14 protein-coding genes and 3 tRNA genes are annotated in these 18,994 nt (G+C 61.9%); 7 read left to right on the top strand and 10 right to left on the bottom strand.

Features of this window, described 5'->3' with window-relative positions:
- Positions 1-28: 28 nt before the first annotated feature.
- On the top strand, positions 29-922 hold the full coding sequence (locus tag KGJ62_11720; GenBank protein ID MDE2127247.1) for a hypothetical protein: 894 nt from the start codon (positions 29-31) through the stop codon (positions 920-922).
- A 36-nt stretch (positions 923-958) separates the two neighbouring features.
- Here the strand turns inward: KGJ62_11720 and KGJ62_11715 are convergent, their stop codons facing one another.
- A complete protein-coding gene (locus KGJ62_11715; protein ID MDE2127246.1) occupies positions 959-1,333 on the bottom strand; it encodes a hypothetical protein in 375 nt (124 codons plus the stop codon).
- Between the two features lie 160 nt (positions 1,334-1,493).
- On the opposite strand from KGJ62_11715, the gene KGJ62_11710 reads away from it, so the two are divergent.
- From KGJ62_11710 to KGJ62_11690, 5 genes are all read left to right on the top strand, one after another.
- Entirely contained in the window at positions 1,494-2,687 is a 1,194-nt protein-coding gene (locus tag KGJ62_11710; GenBank protein ID MDE2127245.1) for an anhydro-N-acetylmuramic acid kinase, read from the top strand.
- 152 nt (positions 2,688-2,839) lie between these two features.
- Positions 2,840-4,129, top strand: a complete 1,290-nt coding sequence (locus KGJ62_11705) for an adenylosuccinate synthase (protein MDE2127244.1) — start codon at positions 2,840-2,842, stop codon at positions 4,127-4,129.
- Between the two features lie 56 nt (positions 4,130-4,185).
- Positions 4,186-4,258, top strand: a tRNA-Lys gene (locus tag KGJ62_11700).
- 191 nt (positions 4,259-4,449) lie between these two features.
- The gene (locus KGJ62_11695) at positions 4,450-6,924 is read left to right on the top strand and encodes a FecR domain-containing protein (protein MDE2127243.1); all 2,475 of its coding nucleotides are present in this window, start codon (positions 4,450-4,452) and stop codon (positions 6,922-6,924) included.
- Between the two features lie 206 nt (positions 6,925-7,130).
- Positions 7,131-9,581, top strand: coding sequence for a VCBS repeat-containing protein (locus KGJ62_11690; GenBank protein ID MDE2127242.1), 2,451 nt, complete (start codon positions 7,131-7,133; stop codon positions 9,579-9,581).
- A gap of 86 nt (positions 9,582-9,667) precedes the next feature.
- Here the strand turns inward: KGJ62_11690 and KGJ62_11685 are convergent, their stop codons facing one another.
- The 5 genes from KGJ62_11685 to KGJ62_11665 form a co-directional block, all read right to left on the bottom strand.
- Positions 9,668-10,231 (bottom strand): DedA family protein, encoded by a 564-nt coding sequence (locus KGJ62_11685; GenBank protein ID MDE2127241.1) that lies wholly within the window; start codon positions 10,229-10,231, stop codon positions 9,668-9,670.
- Between the two features lie 122 nt (positions 10,232-10,353).
- Positions 10,354-11,439: a tRNA preQ1(34) S-adenosylmethionine ribosyltransferase-isomerase QueA gene (gene queA / locus KGJ62_11680; GenBank protein MDE2127240.1), complete on the bottom strand. Its 1,086-nt coding sequence runs from the start codon at positions 11,437-11,439 to the stop codon at positions 10,354-10,356.
- Positions 11,440-11,470: 31 nt separating this feature from the next.
- Positions 11,471-12,610: a GTP 3',8-cyclase MoaA gene (locus KGJ62_11675; protein MDE2127239.1), complete on the bottom strand. Its 1,140-nt coding sequence runs from the start codon at positions 12,608-12,610 to the stop codon at positions 11,471-11,473.
- Positions 12,611-12,625: 15 nt separating this feature from the next.
- Positions 12,626-14,371 (bottom strand): phosphodiester glycosidase family protein, encoded by a 1,746-nt coding sequence (locus KGJ62_11670; GenBank protein MDE2127238.1) that lies wholly within the window; start codon positions 14,369-14,371, stop codon positions 12,626-12,628.
- A gap of 178 nt (positions 14,372-14,549) precedes the next feature.
- Positions 14,550-14,622, bottom strand: a tRNA-Pro gene (locus tag KGJ62_11665).
- A 113-nt stretch (positions 14,623-14,735) separates the two neighbouring features.
- Here KGJ62_11665 and KGJ62_11660 point away from each other — a divergent pair.
- Positions 14,736-14,809: transfer RNA gene (locus KGJ62_11660), tRNA-Pro, on the top strand.
- A 66-nt stretch (positions 14,810-14,875) separates the two neighbouring features.
- Here KGJ62_11660 and KGJ62_11655 read toward each other — a convergent pair.
- The 4 genes from KGJ62_11655 to KGJ62_11640 are packed head-to-tail and all read right to left on the bottom strand — an operon-like array spanning position 14,876 to position 18,960.
- The gene (locus tag KGJ62_11655) at positions 14,876-15,982 is read right to left on the bottom strand and encodes an undecaprenyl/decaprenyl-phosphate alpha-N-acetylglucosaminyl 1-phosphate transferase (GenBank protein MDE2127237.1); all 1,107 of its coding nucleotides are present in this window, start codon (positions 15,980-15,982) and stop codon (positions 14,876-14,878) included.
- Complete coding sequence (locus KGJ62_11650; GenBank protein MDE2127236.1) at positions 15,945-16,967, bottom strand: GDP-mannose 4,6-dehydratase; 1,023 nt, start codon at positions 16,965-16,967, stop codon at positions 15,945-15,947. The genes KGJ62_11655 and KGJ62_11650 overlap by 38 nt, the downstream gene beginning before the upstream one ends.
- A gap of 12 nt (positions 16,968-16,979) precedes the next feature.
- Positions 16,980-18,191: a glycosyltransferase gene (locus KGJ62_11645; protein ID MDE2127235.1), complete on the bottom strand. Its 1,212-nt coding sequence runs from the start codon at positions 18,189-18,191 to the stop codon at positions 16,980-16,982.
- A complete protein-coding gene (locus KGJ62_11640; GenBank protein ID MDE2127234.1) occupies positions 18,184-18,960 on the bottom strand; it encodes a class I SAM-dependent methyltransferase in 777 nt (258 codons plus the stop codon). Before KGJ62_11640 ends, KGJ62_11645 begins: the two co-directional genes overlap by 8 nt.
- Positions 18,961-18,994: the final 34 nt, after the last annotated feature.

The following is an 18,994-nucleotide window of genomic DNA, read 5'->3' as shown; positions in this document are numbered from 1 at the left end:
CAAATCGGCACCACCGACCGAGGTGGCTTTGACGCGCTATACGCTCTTCCTGGTACAAAGGCTTGACGAGGCGATGGATCGCGACCTTCAGTGGCACGTTCATCAGCAGTTGGAAGCGGCGATCTCGACGCCGCCCGAGCAGACCGAGATCTGCGTTGTGCTGCAATCGCTAGGCGGAGATGCGCATGCCACCTACAAAATGTTTCTCGATTTGCGGTCAAGGTGTATGGTGCTTGAAGCTATAATACCTGACTATGCCAAAAGTGCGGCGACTCTTCTGGTATTGGGTATGGACAAGATATGGATGGGACCATGCGCCGAATTGGGACCGCTGGACGTACAGATTCCACATCCGGACCGCGACGGGGAGACGATATCGGGACTTGATGCCCGTTACTGCCTCGAATATCTGGCAGACACTTGCGTTCGGCTTGTCCTTCGCGGCGCAAACGCGTTTGTCAACGATACCGCCATCTCACGACAGCTGGGCCTTCGTGAAAGCTCACGCTTTATCGATGCATTCATGCAGCCGATTGTCGCCAAGCTCGATCCACACCTGATGCACCGCGCCGCCCAGCAGCTGCGCGTGGCGGGTGACTATGCCGTGCGGATGATGCACGCGCGCAATGAGGATGTATGTTCAGCCACGAGCGAAGAGGATATTCAACGGATATGTAAGCTCCTGATCGAGATGTACTCGACACATGAGTTTGTGATCAGCCGCAACGAGGCACACGATCTTGGCTTGCCGATCCGTGCTGCTGAAGAACATCCGTACTGGCACCTCGTGAATATGGCATGCTCGGACGCACTGGAGAACGACGATAACCTTGTGCGCGTGATGGCCGATGCGGAGATGGTCGAGACGCCCGAACAGGCGGGAGCAAAAGCAGAAGCCGAAGCAGAAGCTGATTCGAACTAACGCCGGCCGCTGTGAACAGCAGTTCTTTAGGCGGCGTTATTCGTGCGGTTTCGTCTTGTGATCCGGCGTGGCCGCGGTCGACGCGGCCGGCGTCGTTTTCTCGGCCTTGCCGGCCTTGCCGGCCGGCGCCGCCGAAGGCGCCTTTGCGCTCTCCGCAGACCCTGCCTCTGCTCCAGCCTGGCCGTCCTTAGCCGGGGCAGCATCTGCTTTCGGAGGGAGTTCGGAGGTATCCGGTGCACGACTGTCGTTGACGTACCAGCCCGACCCCTTGAAGACGATCCCGACCGGCGCCAGCAACCTTACGACCGGGCCGCCACAGTCCGGGCATACCTTAAGCGGATCATCGCTCATCTTCTGGACAGTCGTAAACTCCCGGCGGCAGGCGGTACAACGATAAGCGTAAGTTGGCAAGTGGACTCCTCAGCGTGACGCGCACCGTTTCGGGTTGAAGCCAAACGGCCGCCAGGCACTATTATAGCTGTTGGTTGGCGTCGGAGGCGAGAAGATGCCGGGAGCGGGATACCAGATCAGGTCTTCAAGCAGGGCTATTCGCGGCACGGCGATCGGCCTTATGTCCGGAACCTCTTGCGACGGCGTGGATGCCGTCGCCGCTTCGTTCGCTATTCTTGATCGCGGCGTGGAGTGGCACGTGCGCGCATTTGAGTGCTTTCCGTATGAAGCCGCGATGCGGAGCGCTTTGTTAAACCTCTGTCAACCGGCGGCGCCGATTTCGGAGGCGCTCCTGGCTGGCGTCGTTCTCGGCGAAAAGTTCGCTGAGGCGGCGTTTACCGTGGCGAACGCGGCCGGCCTGGAGATTTCGGACATCGATTTTATTGCCTCGCATGGGCACACGATCTGGCATCAGCCGACGGCGCATGAATTCGCCGGCAACACTGCCGCCGGCACGCTCCAGATTGGCGAGCCGGCCGTAATTGCCGCTCGGACCGGCAGGCCGGCTATATCCAACTTTCGTACGGCCGACGTGGCTCTGGGAGGGCAGGGCGCTCCGCTGGCTCCGGTTGTGGACTACGAACTGTTCGCATCCGATAGCTGTACGCGTGCGGTGCTTAACCTGGGTGGTATCGCCAACGTTACGGTAATTCCAGCTGGAGCGAACGTAGATGAGGTCGTCGCGTTCGACATCGGACCCGCCAACATGGTGCTGGATTGGCTGGCGGAGCGATTTACAAGTGGTGAGTTGCGTTGCGATAAGGACGGACACCTGGCGCTGGCAGGACGCGCGGACGCGGAGACCGTCGCAGCCGAACTGGACGCGGCATGGTTCAGGAAGGCTCCGCCGAAGTCTACGGGTCGCGAGCTCTTTGGCAATTGTTGGTGCGAGAGGTTTCTCGATGCTTGCGGTCGACGGCACCTCTCTTCGGCCGACACGATGGCGACTGCTGCGGCCATCACGGTAGGCGCGGTTTCCGATGCTTTTGCAAGTTTTGTGGTCACGGCCGTGCCGGTTTCGGAAGTGATCGTATGTGGCGGAGGCGTACACAACCCCGCGCTGATGGATGGCCTGAAACAGGCGCTGGCTCCCGCCCTGGTGTCGCCGCACGAAGCATACGGAGTGAGCAGTGACGCTAAGGAGGCGCTGGCCTTTGCAATGCTGGGGCTGCGCGCCGTGCGTGGATTGCCGACAGCTCTGCCACGCGTCACCGGCGCTGCGAGCAGCAGCATCGGCGGCGTTTTTTCGGTACCTCCGGCTGACGGACTGGCTCTGCGGCGCCTGGTTGACAAGCTGGCCCCGCTGGGGGCATAATCGCAGCTTGCTGCACGGTTTTGGCGGTTCGGCGAGTTGCGTACTGCTGCTCGCATGGTGCAGCGCCTCCGAATCCCCTTGTGGACTGCAGATGAGGGAAAAGGGAGGACCGATTATGGCGGTTCTCCACCGTCTGCACGAGGAGGTTTCGCATGAATAAGAACATTGTGATTGTCGGCGCCCAATGGGGCGACGAGGCCAAGGGCAAGGTTGTGGACATGTTGGCCGGCCGCATGCGCATGGTGGTGCGCTACGGAGGCGGCGCCAATGCGGGCCACACGGTGACCGCAAACGGCGACACCTGGAAGTTTCACCTGATGCCGGCGGGGATTCTGCACTCCCATGTCGACTGCATCATTGCTGCCGGAGTAGTCATCGATCCACTCGTCCTATCGCGCGAGATCGCCGATCTGCGGGACCGCGGTGTGTCATTGGATCGGCTCTTCATCAGTGATGAAGCACATGTGGTGATGCCGTATCATCTGCGGCTGGATGCGTTGGAGGAGTTAAACCGCGGCTCCGGCAAGCTCGGGACCACCGGCCGGGGAATTGGCCCAGCCTATCGCGACAAGTATGCGAGATTAGGTGTGCGCATGGCGGACCTCATCCGAACCGACCGTTTCCTTGTGGCCACGGAAGCGGCATTGAAGGTCAAGAACGCGGAACTCGCATCGCAGGATCCAGACGCACGTATCTCGGCTGCCGACATCGTGACGGAATACGCGGAGGCCGCGCGAGAGCTCGCACCACACGTGTGCGATACGTCGGTGCTGGTTTCACGGGCTGTTGCCGGCGGTGGGGTGCTCTTCGAGGGCGCCCAGGGAACCCTGCTCGATATCGACTCCGGCACCTATCCTTACGTCACGTCATCGCATACCGTAGCTGGCGGCGCATGTATCGGTACCGGAGCCGGGCCAACATCCATCCATTCGGTCGTCGGCGTTTCCAAGGTCTATGCGACACGCGTTGGCGAAGGGGCGTTTCCAACGATCCTCGAGGATGCGACGGGTGACGCGATTCGCGCGCGTGGCAACGAGTACGGAACCACCACCGGGCGACCGCGAAAGTGCGGTTGGCTGGATGTTCCGGTACTGCGGTATGCGGTGCGTATCAACGGCCTGGCCAGTTTGGCGCTGGGACACCTCGATGTATTCTCGGGCCTTGGTCCGGTGAAGTTGTGCACGTCGTATGTGCTTCCGGATGGAACCGTGACAGAATGCGCATCCTCGTCTATCCTCCAAGCGGATGGCATACGTCCCGTCTATGAGGAGCTGCCGGGATGGGATGAGCCCGTGACGGAGGTTCGGCGGTTTTCGGAGCTTCCGCTGAGCGCCCGGAAACTCGTGCACCGTATCTCCGAACTGACGGGTGTGCCGGTTGCAACCGTTTCTGTCGGCCCGTCTCGCGACCAGACGATCACGCTGAGCGATCCGCTGGCGTAAGCGGGCAATACGCGGTCGTTGACACCAGACATGCGTTCTGGTACCATCGGCCCGTTGAGAGCATAGCTCAGTTGGTAGAGCAACGCCCTTTTAAGGCGTGGGCCCTGGGTTCGAGTCCCAGTGCTCTCACACTCCGTCGCGGGGATGTCGCCCATCGGCAACTGGGCGCGAAGACCGGCTTGAAATTCGTAGTAAACTCTCAGATACGCCGCGTCACACGACGCCCCGAAATCCGTAGTTCCATGCAGGAGCCGCGCAGCAAGCCCGCTCGCTCTCCAGCGCCCTCGCTAAACGTTCTGGCTTGCCGAGGAGGTCACGGCATGAAACGTCGTGTTCAATTTGGCCGAATTGGTCTGCTCGCCGCGCTTCTGGGCGCGGCCTCTCTCTCCGCAACCGCCGTCTCTGCTCAAACAGCCTACGACCCGAGCGCCGCCGGCACCGATGCCAGTATCGGTGCGTCGGATACTACCTCGCAGGGGCCCGTACGCCTCGCGCGGTTCTCGGCGATCGACGGTCAGGTGTCGTGGCGGCCCGACGCCGGCCAGTCGTGGTCCGACGCTTCCATAAACCAGCCGCTGCGGCAGGGCTCACAGATTTGGGTGAGCGGCTCGGCCCGCGCCGAAGTCCAGTTTGACGACGGCTCCGCACTGCGGCTCGGTAACGGCGCCGTAATCACTCTGCAGACGCTCTACTCCGATTCGCAAGGCGAGTTTACGGAGCTTAGTCTGCAGAATGGGTCTGCAGAGCTTCATGTTTCTCACCAGCACTCGATCTATCAGGTCGACTCGCCGCTGGCTTCCGTGAAGGCCGATGGTCCGGTTGGATTTCGTGTGAACGCCGGGCAGGCGGTCGGCGTCGCCGTATACTCCGGGCGTGCCCAGGTACAAGGGCAGCAAGGCACCTCGTGGGTAGACGCCAGCCAGTATCTATACATCCAGGATGCTTCATCTCAGTTTGAAGTCTCACCGCTTCCCGCGCAAGACTCCTTCGATACCTGGAACGCTCAGCGCGATGAGCAGTTGTATGCTCCGAATCAGGGTGACTCCTATCTCCCGCCGGATGTCGCGCTTGTCGCCGGCAACCTGGGTGACTACGGGGTTTGGCAGGAGGACTCGCAGTGGGGTCATGTCTGGGTGCCGCGCGTCGGACGACGCGACTGGCGGCCCTACAGCGATGGCCACTGGGCGTGGGTCGACCCGTTCGGTTGGACGTGGGTATCCAACGAGCCATGGGGCTGGGCTCCGTACCACTACGGAACGTGGATCGATGAGCCATACGGCTGGGCATGGTGCCCTGGACCCGAAACGCAGTACTGGTCCCCAGCAGTCGTCGGCTTCAGCGTATGCGACGGCGGCGTGGCCTGGGCTCCCCTCAGCCCGTGGGAGGTGCGCTACCCGGTCAGCCTCTCCATCGGCTTCGGTGGAGGTGATTGGGGCGCGTTCTTCTCGATCGGCGGCGCGGGCGTCTACTATCCGGGCTACGGCGGTTACTGCAATCCCTCGCCATGGAACAACGGCTTCCTGAATCGGCGTCGCTTCAGTGGCGTTACGGATGCAGGATTCCGCGGCGGCTCGAACCTGCCGGGAAATCCCGTGTTCATGCACGGCGTCAACTTCGTACCGCGCAATGCGCTGCGTGCTCCAGGGGCCACGTTCGCTACTGCAAGTTCCTTCCGCGGCGGCGGCAGCTTCACACGGCTTCCGAAGGGCGACGTCGGCTACTTCCAGCGCGGCAAAATACCGGCGCCGGGTGCGAGCGGCAATCCTTTCTCGGGTCCGTCCTCGGTCCAGCCGGGAAGCGACAGCTTCAACGGTGGCGGCGGATTCTCGAATCCCGGCTTTGGTCCCGGCCCGCTGGTGCTCAACCGCCCGGTGATCGGCGCCCGGTTGCCGCAAGCCGTGCGGAGCTTCGCTCCTGCTGCCGGCGCCGTCAAGGTGGTCCGTACCTCCCGGTCATCCAACTTCGCGGCGCCCGTCGTTCGCGGTAGTCGGTCTGGTTCTGTTGGATCGAACTTCGGGCAGCCTGCCACGGCCCCGCGGCGCGTTGGCAACCCGGCAAGTGGAAGGGGTTCGTTCGGCTTCGGTGGTTCCGCGCCTCGCCAGACGCAGCGCGGTGGCCAGAATCCTTCGCCGTTCGGTTCGTTCCGGTCGCAGCCTGCCGCGCCGCGACCCGGTACTTCCGTAGCACCGCCCGGCTTCGCCGGCCGCTCCGGCTCGACGGGTTCGTTCTCGCGGCCGCCATCGTTCGGCGGGCAGTCTGGCAGCGTAGCAGATCGTGTGGCGCGTGCTCGGGCGGCCTTCGGCCTTAATGGTTCCTCCGGTGGTAGCGTGGGCCGCAATAGCCCGCCACAGTGGCAGGGTCACTTCGGCGGTCCACCTGCCGATTGGTCCAGCCACTCGGGCAGCGCGCCGCGCTCTCCGTTTACCGGTGGAAACGCCGGAACCGGCAGAAGCGGTTTCGGCACGGCTCCGAGCCAGCCGTTTGGGGGCAGCGGGCGGCAGCAGCCGACCTATCGGAGCAATCCGTTCGTGCCGCGGTACCAACCGTCCCAGCCAGCGTACCGACCGCCGGTATACCGGCCGTCCCAGCCTTCATACCGGCCGCCGGTATGGCAGCCCTCACAGCCGTCGTATAGGCCACCGGTGTACCGGCCGTCGCAGCCGCAGTTTCGCCCGCAGCAGCCACGGTACCAGCCATCGCGGCCTACCTATCACGCACCGCCGGTTCACTTCAGCGGTGGTGGCGGATCGAGGGGCGGCGGCGGTTCACATGGCGGCGGCAAGCATGGGAAGTAAGTTCCCGAACTGCATACACGGATAGGTGACTGGTTCGTCTCACGCGATACGCCCCGGCAGAGCGCCGGGGCGTATCGCGTGAATATCGGTAAGCCCGGAACAATCCGCGGGCATTTCTGTCAAACTTACGAACGGATATCGGCGCCGACACACCCCCACGGCGGGATGCTGCATCGGCGCCGTTCACCATGAATCAGGAGGTCTCGTTGAACCCTCGACGTATCTTTGGTTTCGTTGCGGCAGCGCCGCTTATGCTGGCGCCGGCCATCTCAATCGCGCAGACAGCTGCTCGCTATTCGACAGTTGATGGTAGCCGACCGCTGCCGGCATCGTACACAGCCGTTCCTGCGCCCGCCTTTGCGCCAACGCATGTGCTGCACATCACCTTCCAATTGAACGGAGCCGGCGCCGCACAGATTGCCGCTTATGCGCGCGGTCAGCAAGACCCTGCGTCGCCGCTCTACCACAAGTGGCTAACGCCGGACCAGTTTGGCGCGAAGTTCGGCGCTACAGCCGCTGCGATCGGAGCGGTAACCCGGTTCGCCGCCGGCGCCGCCTTTAGCAGGATCCATGTCTGGCCCAATCACCTCTTCGTTTCAGCCGATGCCACCGTGGCGGCGGCTCAGGCGGCGTTTCATGTTGCCATTCGCCGGTACCAGCGCCCGACGACCGATCGTGCCGCTAACACTGTGCCGATGGTTTACGGGCCATCTGCTACGCCGCAAGTGCCGACGTCCGCCGCCGCCGCAATCAAGAACGTTTTCGGGCTGGACAACCTGCTTGTGCCAATGGCGCAGCACGGAAAGCTCCAGCCGGCATTGTCACCGTTTTTGTTCTTCCAGGCGCCGGGTGGGTTCGCGCCATCCGACGTGTCCCGGATCTACAACGTGGCCGGCCTGCACAACGCCGGGCTGAACGGCGATGGGTTCAAGATCGGAATCTACAGTCCTACACAGTGGCATTCGTCAGACCTATCGCACTTTACCGCTACATACGGAATCTCAGGTTACACGCTGCAGGAGGTGATGGTGGATGGGGGACCGACGACGCTAATTGATGCCACCGAACCGGCGCTCGATACCGAAGTCATTGTCGGTCAGGCGCCGCACTGCACGCTGGTGATGTACGAGGGCCCGGAGAACAACCTGCTGGACGAGTTTAACGCCATGGCTGCGGACAATCCGCCGGCCGTCAGCACAAGCTGGAGCATCAACGAGTCCGACATTGTGGCGCAGAACCAACAACAGAGCCTGGCAGCCGCATGGAATACGATACTGGCCCAGATGTACACGCAGGGTGAAGCACTCTACGCGGCGAGTGGAGATTCCGGCGCAACCGACGCAAACGGTACGGTTACCGTGAGTATGCCCTCCTCCAGCCAGTGGGTTACCGGCGTCGGTGGCACACAACTGGGTCTTGATGGCAGTGGTAACTGGCAGTCGGAGATCGCTTGGCCCTATAATCCGCCCGGCGGATCGAACCCGGTTCAAGGCAGCACGGGTGGCCTCTCGGTTTTGTTCCCCGAATCTGCCTGGCAAACCGGTCCCGGTGTGCACAATGCAAACAGCAATGGCATGCGCCAGGTTCCTGATGTTGCGGCCACTGCCGGTAATCCGGGCTACAGCATCTACGCCGGCGGCTCGTGGGAGCTGATTGGCGGCACGAGCGCTTCTGCGCCGTTGTGGGCATCCATTGAACTCTTGATCAACCAGGCCGGCAAACTGCGTCCCGGCAATCTGAATGCCGAGATCTATAAGCTGGCATCCCTGCCCCGCAATCAGTTCCACGATATAGTTTCCGGCAACAACGGTGTCTTCACTTGCACGCCGGGATGGGACTATGTGACCGGGTGGGGCAGCGCCAACTTTACAGGCCTGATGCACGCCATCGTCAGCGACGGGTTCGATTTCAACGATGATGGTGAGATGGATCTGCTTTTCCAGAACACGCAGACGGGCAATGTTGTCTACTGGCTGATGGCAGGAGCGCAGAAAGTGAGTGGCGGCACGCTCGCCAGCGGCGTCTCGCCGGCGTGGCAGATCGTGGGCACTCCGGATCTCACCGGCAACGGCCGGCCGGACCTGTTGTGGGAGAACACGCAAACTGGCGACGTTGTCTACTGGATCATGAACGGCGCACAGCGCGTCTCCAGTGGAACGCTCGTAACGGGCAACTCGCCAGGCTGGCGAATAGTTGGCACGCCGGACCTCAACGGCGACGGGCATCCGGACATCCTCTGGCTTAACTCCGTGACGGGCACCGTGGCGTACTGGTACATGGTGGGTACCCACTATGCGGGCGGTGGAACGCTCTACACCGGTGTGAGTTCCGCATGGACCATTGTCGGTACGCCAGACTTGAACGGCGACGGCCATCCCGACCTGTTGTGGCAAAACACGCAGACCGGCGACGTGGTCTACTGGCTGTTGAACGGCGTCCATATCGTATCGACCGGTGTTGTGGCCACGGGAAACGACCCTGCGTGGCGCGTGGTCGGACAGGAAGACCTCAATCTCGATGGTTATCCGGACCTGATCTGGCAAAACCAGACCACTGGCGATGTGGCCTACTGGTTGATGCAGGGCGTCACGAAGATCGGCGGTGGGTCCATCACCACGAACAACCATCCGGTGTGGCAGATCGTTGGTCTGCACTAAACGCGGCTGAAACGCGGCGGAGATTGATGGCGCCGGTCGGCCCGACTCCGAGCACGGGCTGTAACTCGCGCCGGCTTTTCACTGGCTTACAAGCTTGCGTCGCCACCGGAGCGCCGCGAATGCCGCCAGTACCAGAGGGCCGCGCCTGCTATTGCCGCAGCAATAATGAGCGCGTCGGCGCGGTGGAACCACGGCTTGAGGGCATCGAGGTTGCGCGCAAACAAAATGCCCAGCCATGCCAGCAAGTAGCACCATGGCAGCGATCCGAGAAACGATAGTGCAATAAACCGCACGAACGGCATCCGGACAATGCCCGCCGGCAGTGAGATAAACGTTCGTACAATGGGTAACAGCCGGGCTACGAATACCACCGACGATCCCCATCGGGTGAACCAGCGCTCACCGGAGGCAATGTCCGAGGGCCGAACGAAGAGATACTTACCGTAGGTAAGCGCCGCTTCCCGTCCGCCGGTAGCTCCGACCGCCCAGGCCAGGGCTGAGCCGATCGCGCAGCCGAAGGCGCCGGCAAAAGCAACGGCGTTCAGATTGAGCGGTGCGTGTGTTCCCGCAATGGCCGCTACGGTCAGCGCGCCGGCAAACGGCATGATCAACTCGCTCGGCAGTGGCACGCACGCACTTTCGATGGCCATCAGCGCAATGATGCCCGGGTATCCGCCCGTGGCGATCACCGATTTGATCCAGTTGGACAGCGCGCCCAGCAGATGTTCCAAGTTTTCTCCCGTTCCGGTGTGGTTGGCCAGGTTCCGGTGGTCTACAAGATCAGCATCGCATCGCCGAAGCTGAAGAAGCGGTATCGTTCCCGTATTGCCTCCTGGTATGCCCGCATCACCAGGTCACGGCCGCCAAACGCGCAAACGAGCATCAACAGTGTGGATTTTGGCTGGTGGAAGTTTGTGATAAGCGCGTCAACACACTGGAAACGATAACCCGGCGTGATGAAGAGCCTTGTCGTCACGTCGCATGGCGCTATACGGCCGGTCGTTCCCGGGCCGGTATGCGCGCCGGCCGTTTCCAGTGCTCGCACGCTGGTAGTGCCCACGGCAATGACTCGGCCAACGGTCGCGTTGATTGCCAGGGCGGCTCGTTGCGACACCACCATCTGTTCGCCGTGCATCACGTGCTCGGCCGCGAGTTCGCTCCGCACCGGCCGGAAGGTGTCGATATCAACATGGAGTGTAACGCGCGCTGCGCCAACGCCGATGGAGTGGAGCTCCGCCAGCATTCTACGCGTTAGATGGAGGCCGGCGGTCGGAGCTGCGGCAGAGCCGGGCTGAGTACCGTATACGGTTTGATAGCGCTCCTCCTGTCGGCGAGAAAGTGTGCGACGAATATACGGGGGCAGCGGCGAGGTTCCCCACCTCTCCAGCGCTGCCGCGTCGGTAATCGATCGGAACTGGAGAAGCCGTTCTCCGGCCGGAAGTATGGCGGATACCTCCGCCTGAACAGAACGCGCACCTGGATCGTCCGTTTCCAGAAGGCGCAGGGAGCCGCCGATGCGGATGCTCCGTGAGCCCGGCAGAAGGCACGACCACTGTTTCTCGCCGATGCGGCGCAATAGCAGTGCATTGCGCGTAACGCCATTCGGCGCCACCGCAGTTAGCCGCCGCGCGGTCACCCTCGAGTTATTCAAAACGAGCGTGTCACCGCACGTTAGAAACTGGGGCAGATCGGCAAAGCGGGCATGGCGAACCGTGCCCGCTTTGCGTTCGACGACGAGCAATCGCGCCGCGCCGCGTCGCCGCGGAGTTTGAGCAATCAACTGCTCCGGCAGTGTGTAGTCAAACTCACTCGTGGTTACCGGGGCAAGCTCGGCAGCCGGCCCGCACCGATGGCTCACCAACTCTGCAGGCGAGCTTCCGCTGACCGGACTAGCCGCCAATCTGACTCATACTGCGGCTGGATGGCATCAGGCCGTCCTCAATGCGGTGCTCTTTCGGCTTGTGCCGCACGGTGGTAATGAACTGCTCAGCCAGGTCGTGGTCACTCGCACCGTTTCGAAGCAGCACTCGCAGGTTCACTTCACCGTCCGCCATCAGGCAGGGCCGAAGGAATCCGTCCGCCGTGAGCCGCAGCCGGTTGCACCGTTCACACAGGTCGTTACTGATCTGGCTGATAAAGCCAACCGTTCCCGCAGCTCCAGGGATCCGGTAGGTTCGCGCGGGTCCGTTTGTGAGCAACTCAGCCGGCTCGAGCGGACCGAACTCCGCCTCAATTCTCGCCTGCGACTCGCTGCTCGAGACCCAGGCGCGCCGCAGCGCCTCACCATCCAGCATCCGCTCGCTGCTCTCCTGCATCACGAACGCTTTGCGGAACGATGCCGCCTCAGCGCTGGCGAACAGCGTAATCTGACTTGTCCCGTCTCCGCGTCGCGGCGTCGGAAGCGGACCAGCGGCCCAATCTTGAATGCTGTCGTCGCCGCGCGACCAGTTGATCGGCATTAATTCGATGAAGCGAACGTTAAGCGGTTCGGAGAGCGTTCGAGCTGCAAACGCAACGACCTCATCGTCGTTCCATCCTCGCATTACCACGCAGTTGAGCTTGATCGGCGTCAGGCCGTTGGCGATGGCGGCTGCAATTCCTTGCAGTACCGGCTCAAGTTTGCCCTTTCGTGCGATGGCCTCAAATCGGTCCGAGCGGAGCGTATCGAGACTGATGTTCACTCGATTCAGCCCTGCAGCGGCCAGCGCCGCGGCATGTCGGGCCAACAGGAACCCGTTCGTGGTGAGCGAAAAGTCCTTGAGGCCTGGCGTAGCGGCAACGCCTGCCGTAAGTTCAATGATATCTGGCCGGACCAACGGTTCACCGCCGGTAAGGCGGATCCGGTGCATACCCAGCCGAGCCGCAATTCGAACCAACCGTACAATTTCGCCGCAGGTCAGGATTTCGTCCCGGGGGGCCGTTTCCGCACCCTCCAGCGGCATGCAGTACACGCAGCGGAAATTGCACCGATCGGTGACGCTTACGCGGAGGTAATCAATGCACCGGTTGTACGAGTCGATTAGTGGCATTTGGCAAGAGTCGGGCTAACCGTGAAGGCTCAGGTCGCGCACGCCTGTGGAGTGCAGCGTTATCGACCGCGAGCCCGGGTTGGCGTCCCATACTACCTCAGCAGTCGCTTTGCCGTGAACATCGGTCTGCAGTGGCTCGAGGAGTTGCCCGCCCGATACAGTTGCCTGCACCGCAGTATTCTGAATGCCGTTGCCATACCGATCGCGAAGCGCAATTACCACTTCGTTCCGGTCCGGCGGATTGTTCGGCGCCGGCGTCATGGTACCGGAAAGCTCTGCCGGCGCGCCCGGCATGACGTTGATCTGCTGCGTGTATTCGGCGCCCTGATAGCGGCAGACCACCGTACAGGGTCCACTTCTTACACCGGTGATCGTGCCGTCCTGGGTGATCAATGCGTCGCCATCCGCCGTGCCCCATAGCAGACCTGCCGATTGCGGGGAACCCGCCTGTGCATCCACCAGCTGCAAGCGGGTGGGTGTTCCCGCTGGAACCTGGGTGGGCGAAGAGCTTGCAGCCACAATCTTCATCGTGGGAATCGCATTGCCGGATCCACCTTTTGACGACGGTGACGCATACACGACAAGAGCATCTGCCAGCGGGCGCTCCGCACCATCGGCAGGGCCGTTGACAACGGCGCCGGCGACCACCATGCTGGTCGATCCGCCGCCATCCATATTGACCGCATTGCGCGCACCTAACTGCTGCATAATCGCCGCGAACTCGGGCAGAGTGGCCCCGATACTGATGCCCGCGTAGTCATCCACCGTTACGAGAATGAGTTCACCCGACGGCAGGACGCCGATGCCGGTTCGCGCGTGCCGTCCGGTCGTAAAGCCGCCGGCGAGGTGTTCCGCGGTAGCGTCGATGCTGATCTGCCCATTCCGGACCAGCCACGGACCGCCTTCTACGGCAGTGGCGACGCGCTGCCACGATTCCGCCAGTTCCGGCGCGGCCCCGCGTGAGGGCAGATCTCCACGCGCAGCCGGCGGAGGATGATAAAGACCCAGAGTAACCGCTGCGCTTACGCCATTTGCGGGCGGAGTCGGCGGTTGCGCGGGTCCTGCAAGGGTTATCAGAGTGGCGAATGTTGGTGGCGGCGGCAGAATTGGCGTCCCGGCTGGTGCAGTGTCGGTCTCCTCCACCTTCGCAGTGAGCGTATGCCCCAATTGCACGGGCTGGTCAAACTCCGAGAGTACGATAACCTGCGCATCACGCGGGAGTTTGAGCGGACTGGCCGAGGCGGAGGTGACGAGAACCGTTTCACCCGGCAGAGGCGCGCGATTGATACCCCCAATTGCGATCGAGCGGCCGCCGTCAAAGCTAACCAATCCGCGAAAAACCAGAGCGCCAATGTGAACGGCGGCTCCATCAAAGCCTACGCACATGCGGTATCCGGTCGAGTCGTGATAGATTTCGCCATTCCGTATCGCCAGCCCAATCGGCATACCGGTGAATGGAAAAAAGTTGGCGTTGACTCCGGCGATCGCACCGGCCCGCTTCACGATGGTACTGAGAGGCTGCCGGCCTTGCCAATGGCCCGTTGTAACCACGGCGCCGTTGGCCTGGCCCACACCAACGGTTACGCCTGGAGCCGAGAGATCGACGCGGAGTTCATTTACCAGCAGCGGTAGTGGCTGTCCAAGCCTGTACTGTGCGAACTCGACACCGGCGGCGAGCGGTATCGCTGCGATTTTTACCAGTACGGGCGGCGCCCCTTGCCCCGAGGGTTGGGCCAGGCATCGGCTACCGATCAGAACCATGAACGCCGCGGCAACTGCAACCGCTGCGGCGCAAGGTGTTGTGTGTGGTGAGGTCAGGCGCTCAAGTCGGTGAAGTCTGCTGCGGTACAGCATAAGGCATATCGATGTGCCGCGGCGAGTACGCGGTACGGCGCGATTAAGCGGATGGCCGTGGCGTAATTAGCGACGCCGCGGTAAGTCGGGGTGACAGGACTTGAACCTGCGACATCATGGTCCCAAACCATGCACTCTACCAGCTGAGCTACACCCCGACGCAGCAGCCGGTTGATTATGCGCCCGGCAAGGCGTGCAAGTCAAGCCACTCGACGCGCCCCGCCCGTTGAAAAGTTACTCAGCCCGTGCTATACTCCACGGCGTGGTCCAACGGGGTGTGGCTCAGCATGGTAGAGCACACGGTTCGGGACCGTGAGGTCGCTGGTTCGAATCCAGTCACCCCGATTGTAGAAGCGGTCGGCGGCAAATGCCGTCGGCCGCTTTTGTGTGTCCGGCCAGCCAGGTGCCCCTCTAGCTGCCGGGGGCAGTCACGGCAGCCGGCAGCCTCACGCGGCTGAGGAACACACCAAACCAGCAGAGCAGAACCGCGATAAGACCGGCAACTACCACGGTGGTGTGCGGAGAGTGGAGCAGTTGCAGCGCTACCGCAGATCCACCGGCCAACATGCTGATGGCGTAAGAGGTCAGAACGGCCTGCTTTTCGGTGAGCCCGGCGTAAACCATGCGATGCGAGGAATGGTCACGCCCGCCCTGCGAGATTCTGCGGTGTGCGCGCTTTCGCGTAACTATTACAAGCGCACCGTCGAATATTGGGAGAGCCATAATGATCAGCGGCAGCACGATTGCGCCAACATAGTCGTGCGCTGTTGCGCTCACTCCCTCAACCACGACGCCACCGAGCATGTAGCCGAGAAACATGCTGCCGCTGTCGCCCATCCATATCGCCGCGGGGCGTCTTGGCCGGAAGTTGAAGATGAGGAAGCCGAGCGCCGTCGCCGACACCAGCAGCCCGAGGTCTCCGGGGAGACCGACACGCGATCCGCTGGTATGGCTCACGTAACAGTAGGCAGCGAGCACCAGTCCAACAATCGCGGCCGTGCCCCCGGAAAGACCATCCATATTATCGATCAGGTTAAAGAGGTTGCTGTGCGATACCATCCAGAACAGTACGACCGGCATGCTGAAAAGGAACACGGGCGATGGGTCGGTAAGGCCAATGCCAACGAGGAACGGCGTGACGCACATTACCTGTCCCAGCATCTTGACCTGTGGGTCCAGGGCACGGATGTCATCGCGAAGGCCCAGAATACCGATCAACAGCCCACCGATTAGCAGACCGACAAGGTCCCAATGTGCTCCCACAATCAGTGGCCGCAGCAGGATTGCAGCTCCGGCAAAATACGCCGATACCATGGCTACGCCGCCGTATAGCGCGGTTCTCGACTTGCCCCATCGGTCCTCCGTCGGCTCGCTCAGCCATCCTCGCGAGTGAGCGATTCGGATCATGAGTCGTGTTAGGACGCTGCTGATGAGCAGTGTGACTGCAAACGCTGCAACAACCGGAGCAGGTCTCACCTGGTTATGCTGCGCTTCCGCGTACGGAGCGTCGCGCGCCATGTTCTTTATCGCGAATTCTCATCTGCTCTTCCTCGAACAGTATCACTCGCTTCAGAATCCCGTCCAAGTCAACGGTCGGTTCGTATCCGGTGAAGGTTGCCAGCTTGCTGATGTCTGGAGTGCGAAACGCCATATCCTCAAACTGCTTGCCGTAAACCTCCTCATACCCAACGTGCCGTATTTCGCTGCGCGAATTTGCGAGCTCCTTCACGCGCTGGGCAAGCGCATTGATGGTGACCTCCTGACCATTTCCAATGTTGAAGACCTCGCCAACGGCCGAAGGGCACTGCATGAGGTGCGTAACGGCCCAAACGGCGTCGCCAACATACGTGAACGACCGAGATTGCTCGCCATCACCATAGACCACAATCGGATCACCGGCAAGTGCCGCTTGAACAAATCGGGGAATCACCATCCCATATTCACCGGTCTGGCGCGGTCCCACTGTGTTGAAGAATCGGGCGACCACCACGTCAAGTCCTCGCTCTCGATGGTACGCGAGCGCGAGAAACTCATCGATTGCCTTCGCCCCGGCATAACTCCACCGACCTACCGTGGTTGGTCCGTATACCCGGTCGTCGGACTCCTTTAGAGGGTTGTTGGCCGCATGCCGTCCATAAACCTCCGACGTTGAGGCCATCAGCACCTTCTTGTTGAATTGGTGCGCCAGCTTGAAGACAAGCTCCGTGCTCTTGAGGTTCACTTCCAGAGTGCGAACCGGGCTCTCCACCACCAGCCGCACACCAACCACCGCCGCCAGGTGATACACCTGATCCACGCGGTGGATCAGTTCGTTCATCACGGCTTCTTGAAGGCACGACTCGGTTACCAGATGGAATCGGGGATGTGCCAGCAGGTGCGCGACATTCTCACGCCGGCCGGTACTCAGGTCATCAATGGCATAGACCTCGGCACCGTTCTCGGTGAGGTAATCCACCAGATGCGATCCGATGAATCCAGCGCCGCCCGTCACGAGGATATTCACTGTTGGAGTTCCTTATCCGGCGCCTGCGCCGGCGGCGCCGTCGTCCGTTCCGTCATAGATGCCGGCCATTTGCCGCAGCAGGCGCTCCAAACCGAAGCGTGCTGAGGCGCATTTTCGCGCGCCGGCCCGCATTGCCGGCCACTTTGCCTGCTCTTGCAGCGACTGCGCCATGCGCTCGGCGTACCGGGCATAGTCCCCGGGTTCCACCAGGTAACCGGTAACGCCATCTTCGATGAGGTCGGGCACGCCGCCTACCCGCGTCGCCACCACAATGCAGCCTGCCGCCATCGCTTCGACGAGGCTGGTCGGCAGCCCCTCATTGCGCGACGTGAGCGCAACGATGTCCAAATCGGCATAAACCCGTGGAAGATCACGCCGAAACCCGGTAAACAGCAAGCGTCCGTCCAGTCCCAGGCTGCTTGCCAGAGCCTCCAACGGCGCGCGCAATTCGCCATCGCCGATCACGGCGAAGTATACCTGCGGCCACTGATCCCTGAGCTCCGCCGCAGCACGGATAAAGATATCCACGGCTTTCACCGGGACCAGCCGGCAGACGAGACCAACCAGCACGGAATCGGCGGGTAGTTTTAACTCCGCCTTCAACTGGCCCTTTAGCGAGGAACACGCCTGGAGGGGGGCAAGGTCGATCCCCAGCTCTACCGTGCAGATGCGTTCGGGTGGCGCCACCCGCAGTTCGATCAACTCGCGGCGGGTCGTCTCGCTCACCGCGATCAGCAGGTCGGTCCGCTTCGCCAGCCAACGTTCGATCGCAAGGAAGATGCGCGTCTTATTCCTCCCGAAGTAGCTGTGAAACACGTGCCCGTGAAAGGTGTGGATCACGCGCGTGCTCCGTGGAAGTACCATCCGGGCAGCAATCCGACCTAGCGTTCCGGCCTTAGCAGTGTGCGTGTGAACAACATCCGGTCGCAGTACACGGAGAAGCCGTGCGAGTCGAATCAGAGTGGCGGAGTCGCGCGTCAGCGAGAGCTCCCGTCCAAGTCCGGTAACAATGATCGGTTCAACTCCGGCAAGCTCGGCAAGATAGGCCATGTCGCCTTCGCTTTTAGAGACAGTTCCCGCGGTAAGCAGAGAGTGGTACCGCGCAGGATCCAGGCGCGCGGTAAGCAAGATCACGTTGATGGCCGGGCCACCGACGTTGAGCCGCGCAATGATGTGCACCACGGTACGGCGCCTGTCTGGTTGCAGCGCCTCACGGTCAGCCATGCCGGGTTGCCACAGCCATGGTCATCAGGTAGCTATCCTTGTGCATTGCTAGCCAGGGGCGAAGCAGCAGGGCCAACATTGCCTCCACCACGTGGCGAGATCCGCGAAGGCGCCTGTACACACCGGGCGCCGCGACCATATAGTGGCGCGTGCATGGAAACGCGCGATCGACCGTGAAGCCGGCCGCGGCAACGTGCTCGGCCAGCTCCTCCGGTGTGAAGAAGTACTGGTAGAACGTCGCAGTATCGCGATCTGGCGGACCTTCTGTGATCAGCGAAAGACGTCGCGTGGCGGCGCTGTCGATCGGTACCGTTACGAACAGCTTGCCGCCAGGACGCAATATCCGATGGAACTCCTTCAAGGCGGCTTCCGGTCCTGCCTCATCGTGCTCGATAACACCCCACGATATCACCGCATCCATGCTGGCGGGTGGCAGTGGTATCGCCTGAATTTCGCCCTCATGCCAGGCGGTTGCCGGGTATGCCTGCTTCAGCAGACCAATCATTGGGTCGGAGTAGTCCAGGCCGGCGGCAACGTAACCTTGCGCGTTCAAAAACTGCACCCATTGCCCCATGCCACATCCGGCATCGAGTATCTCCTGGCCGGAATGTGTTGCTGCGGCGATCTCGCGCCATCGTGGGTCGAACAGGCGCCGGTTGAGGCTGAACAAGCTTCGGTTGAGCTTACTCAGCGTAAAGCTTCGATCACCCACGAAGTTAGAGGTCCATACCTCCGGTGTACTCGCTTTGGTGCGAAACTCTTTATACATGAGAGGTACCCAGCGAGCAGTATGCACGCCGAAT

It is taken from the genome of Armatimonadota bacterium, assembly GCA_028871815.1.
GTDB lineage: Bacteria > Armatimonadota > Chthonomonadetes > Chthonomonadales > Chthonomonadaceae > REEB205.
Note: the sequence above shows the minus strand (reverse complement) of the source record. Positions and strands in the feature narration are given on the sequence as shown.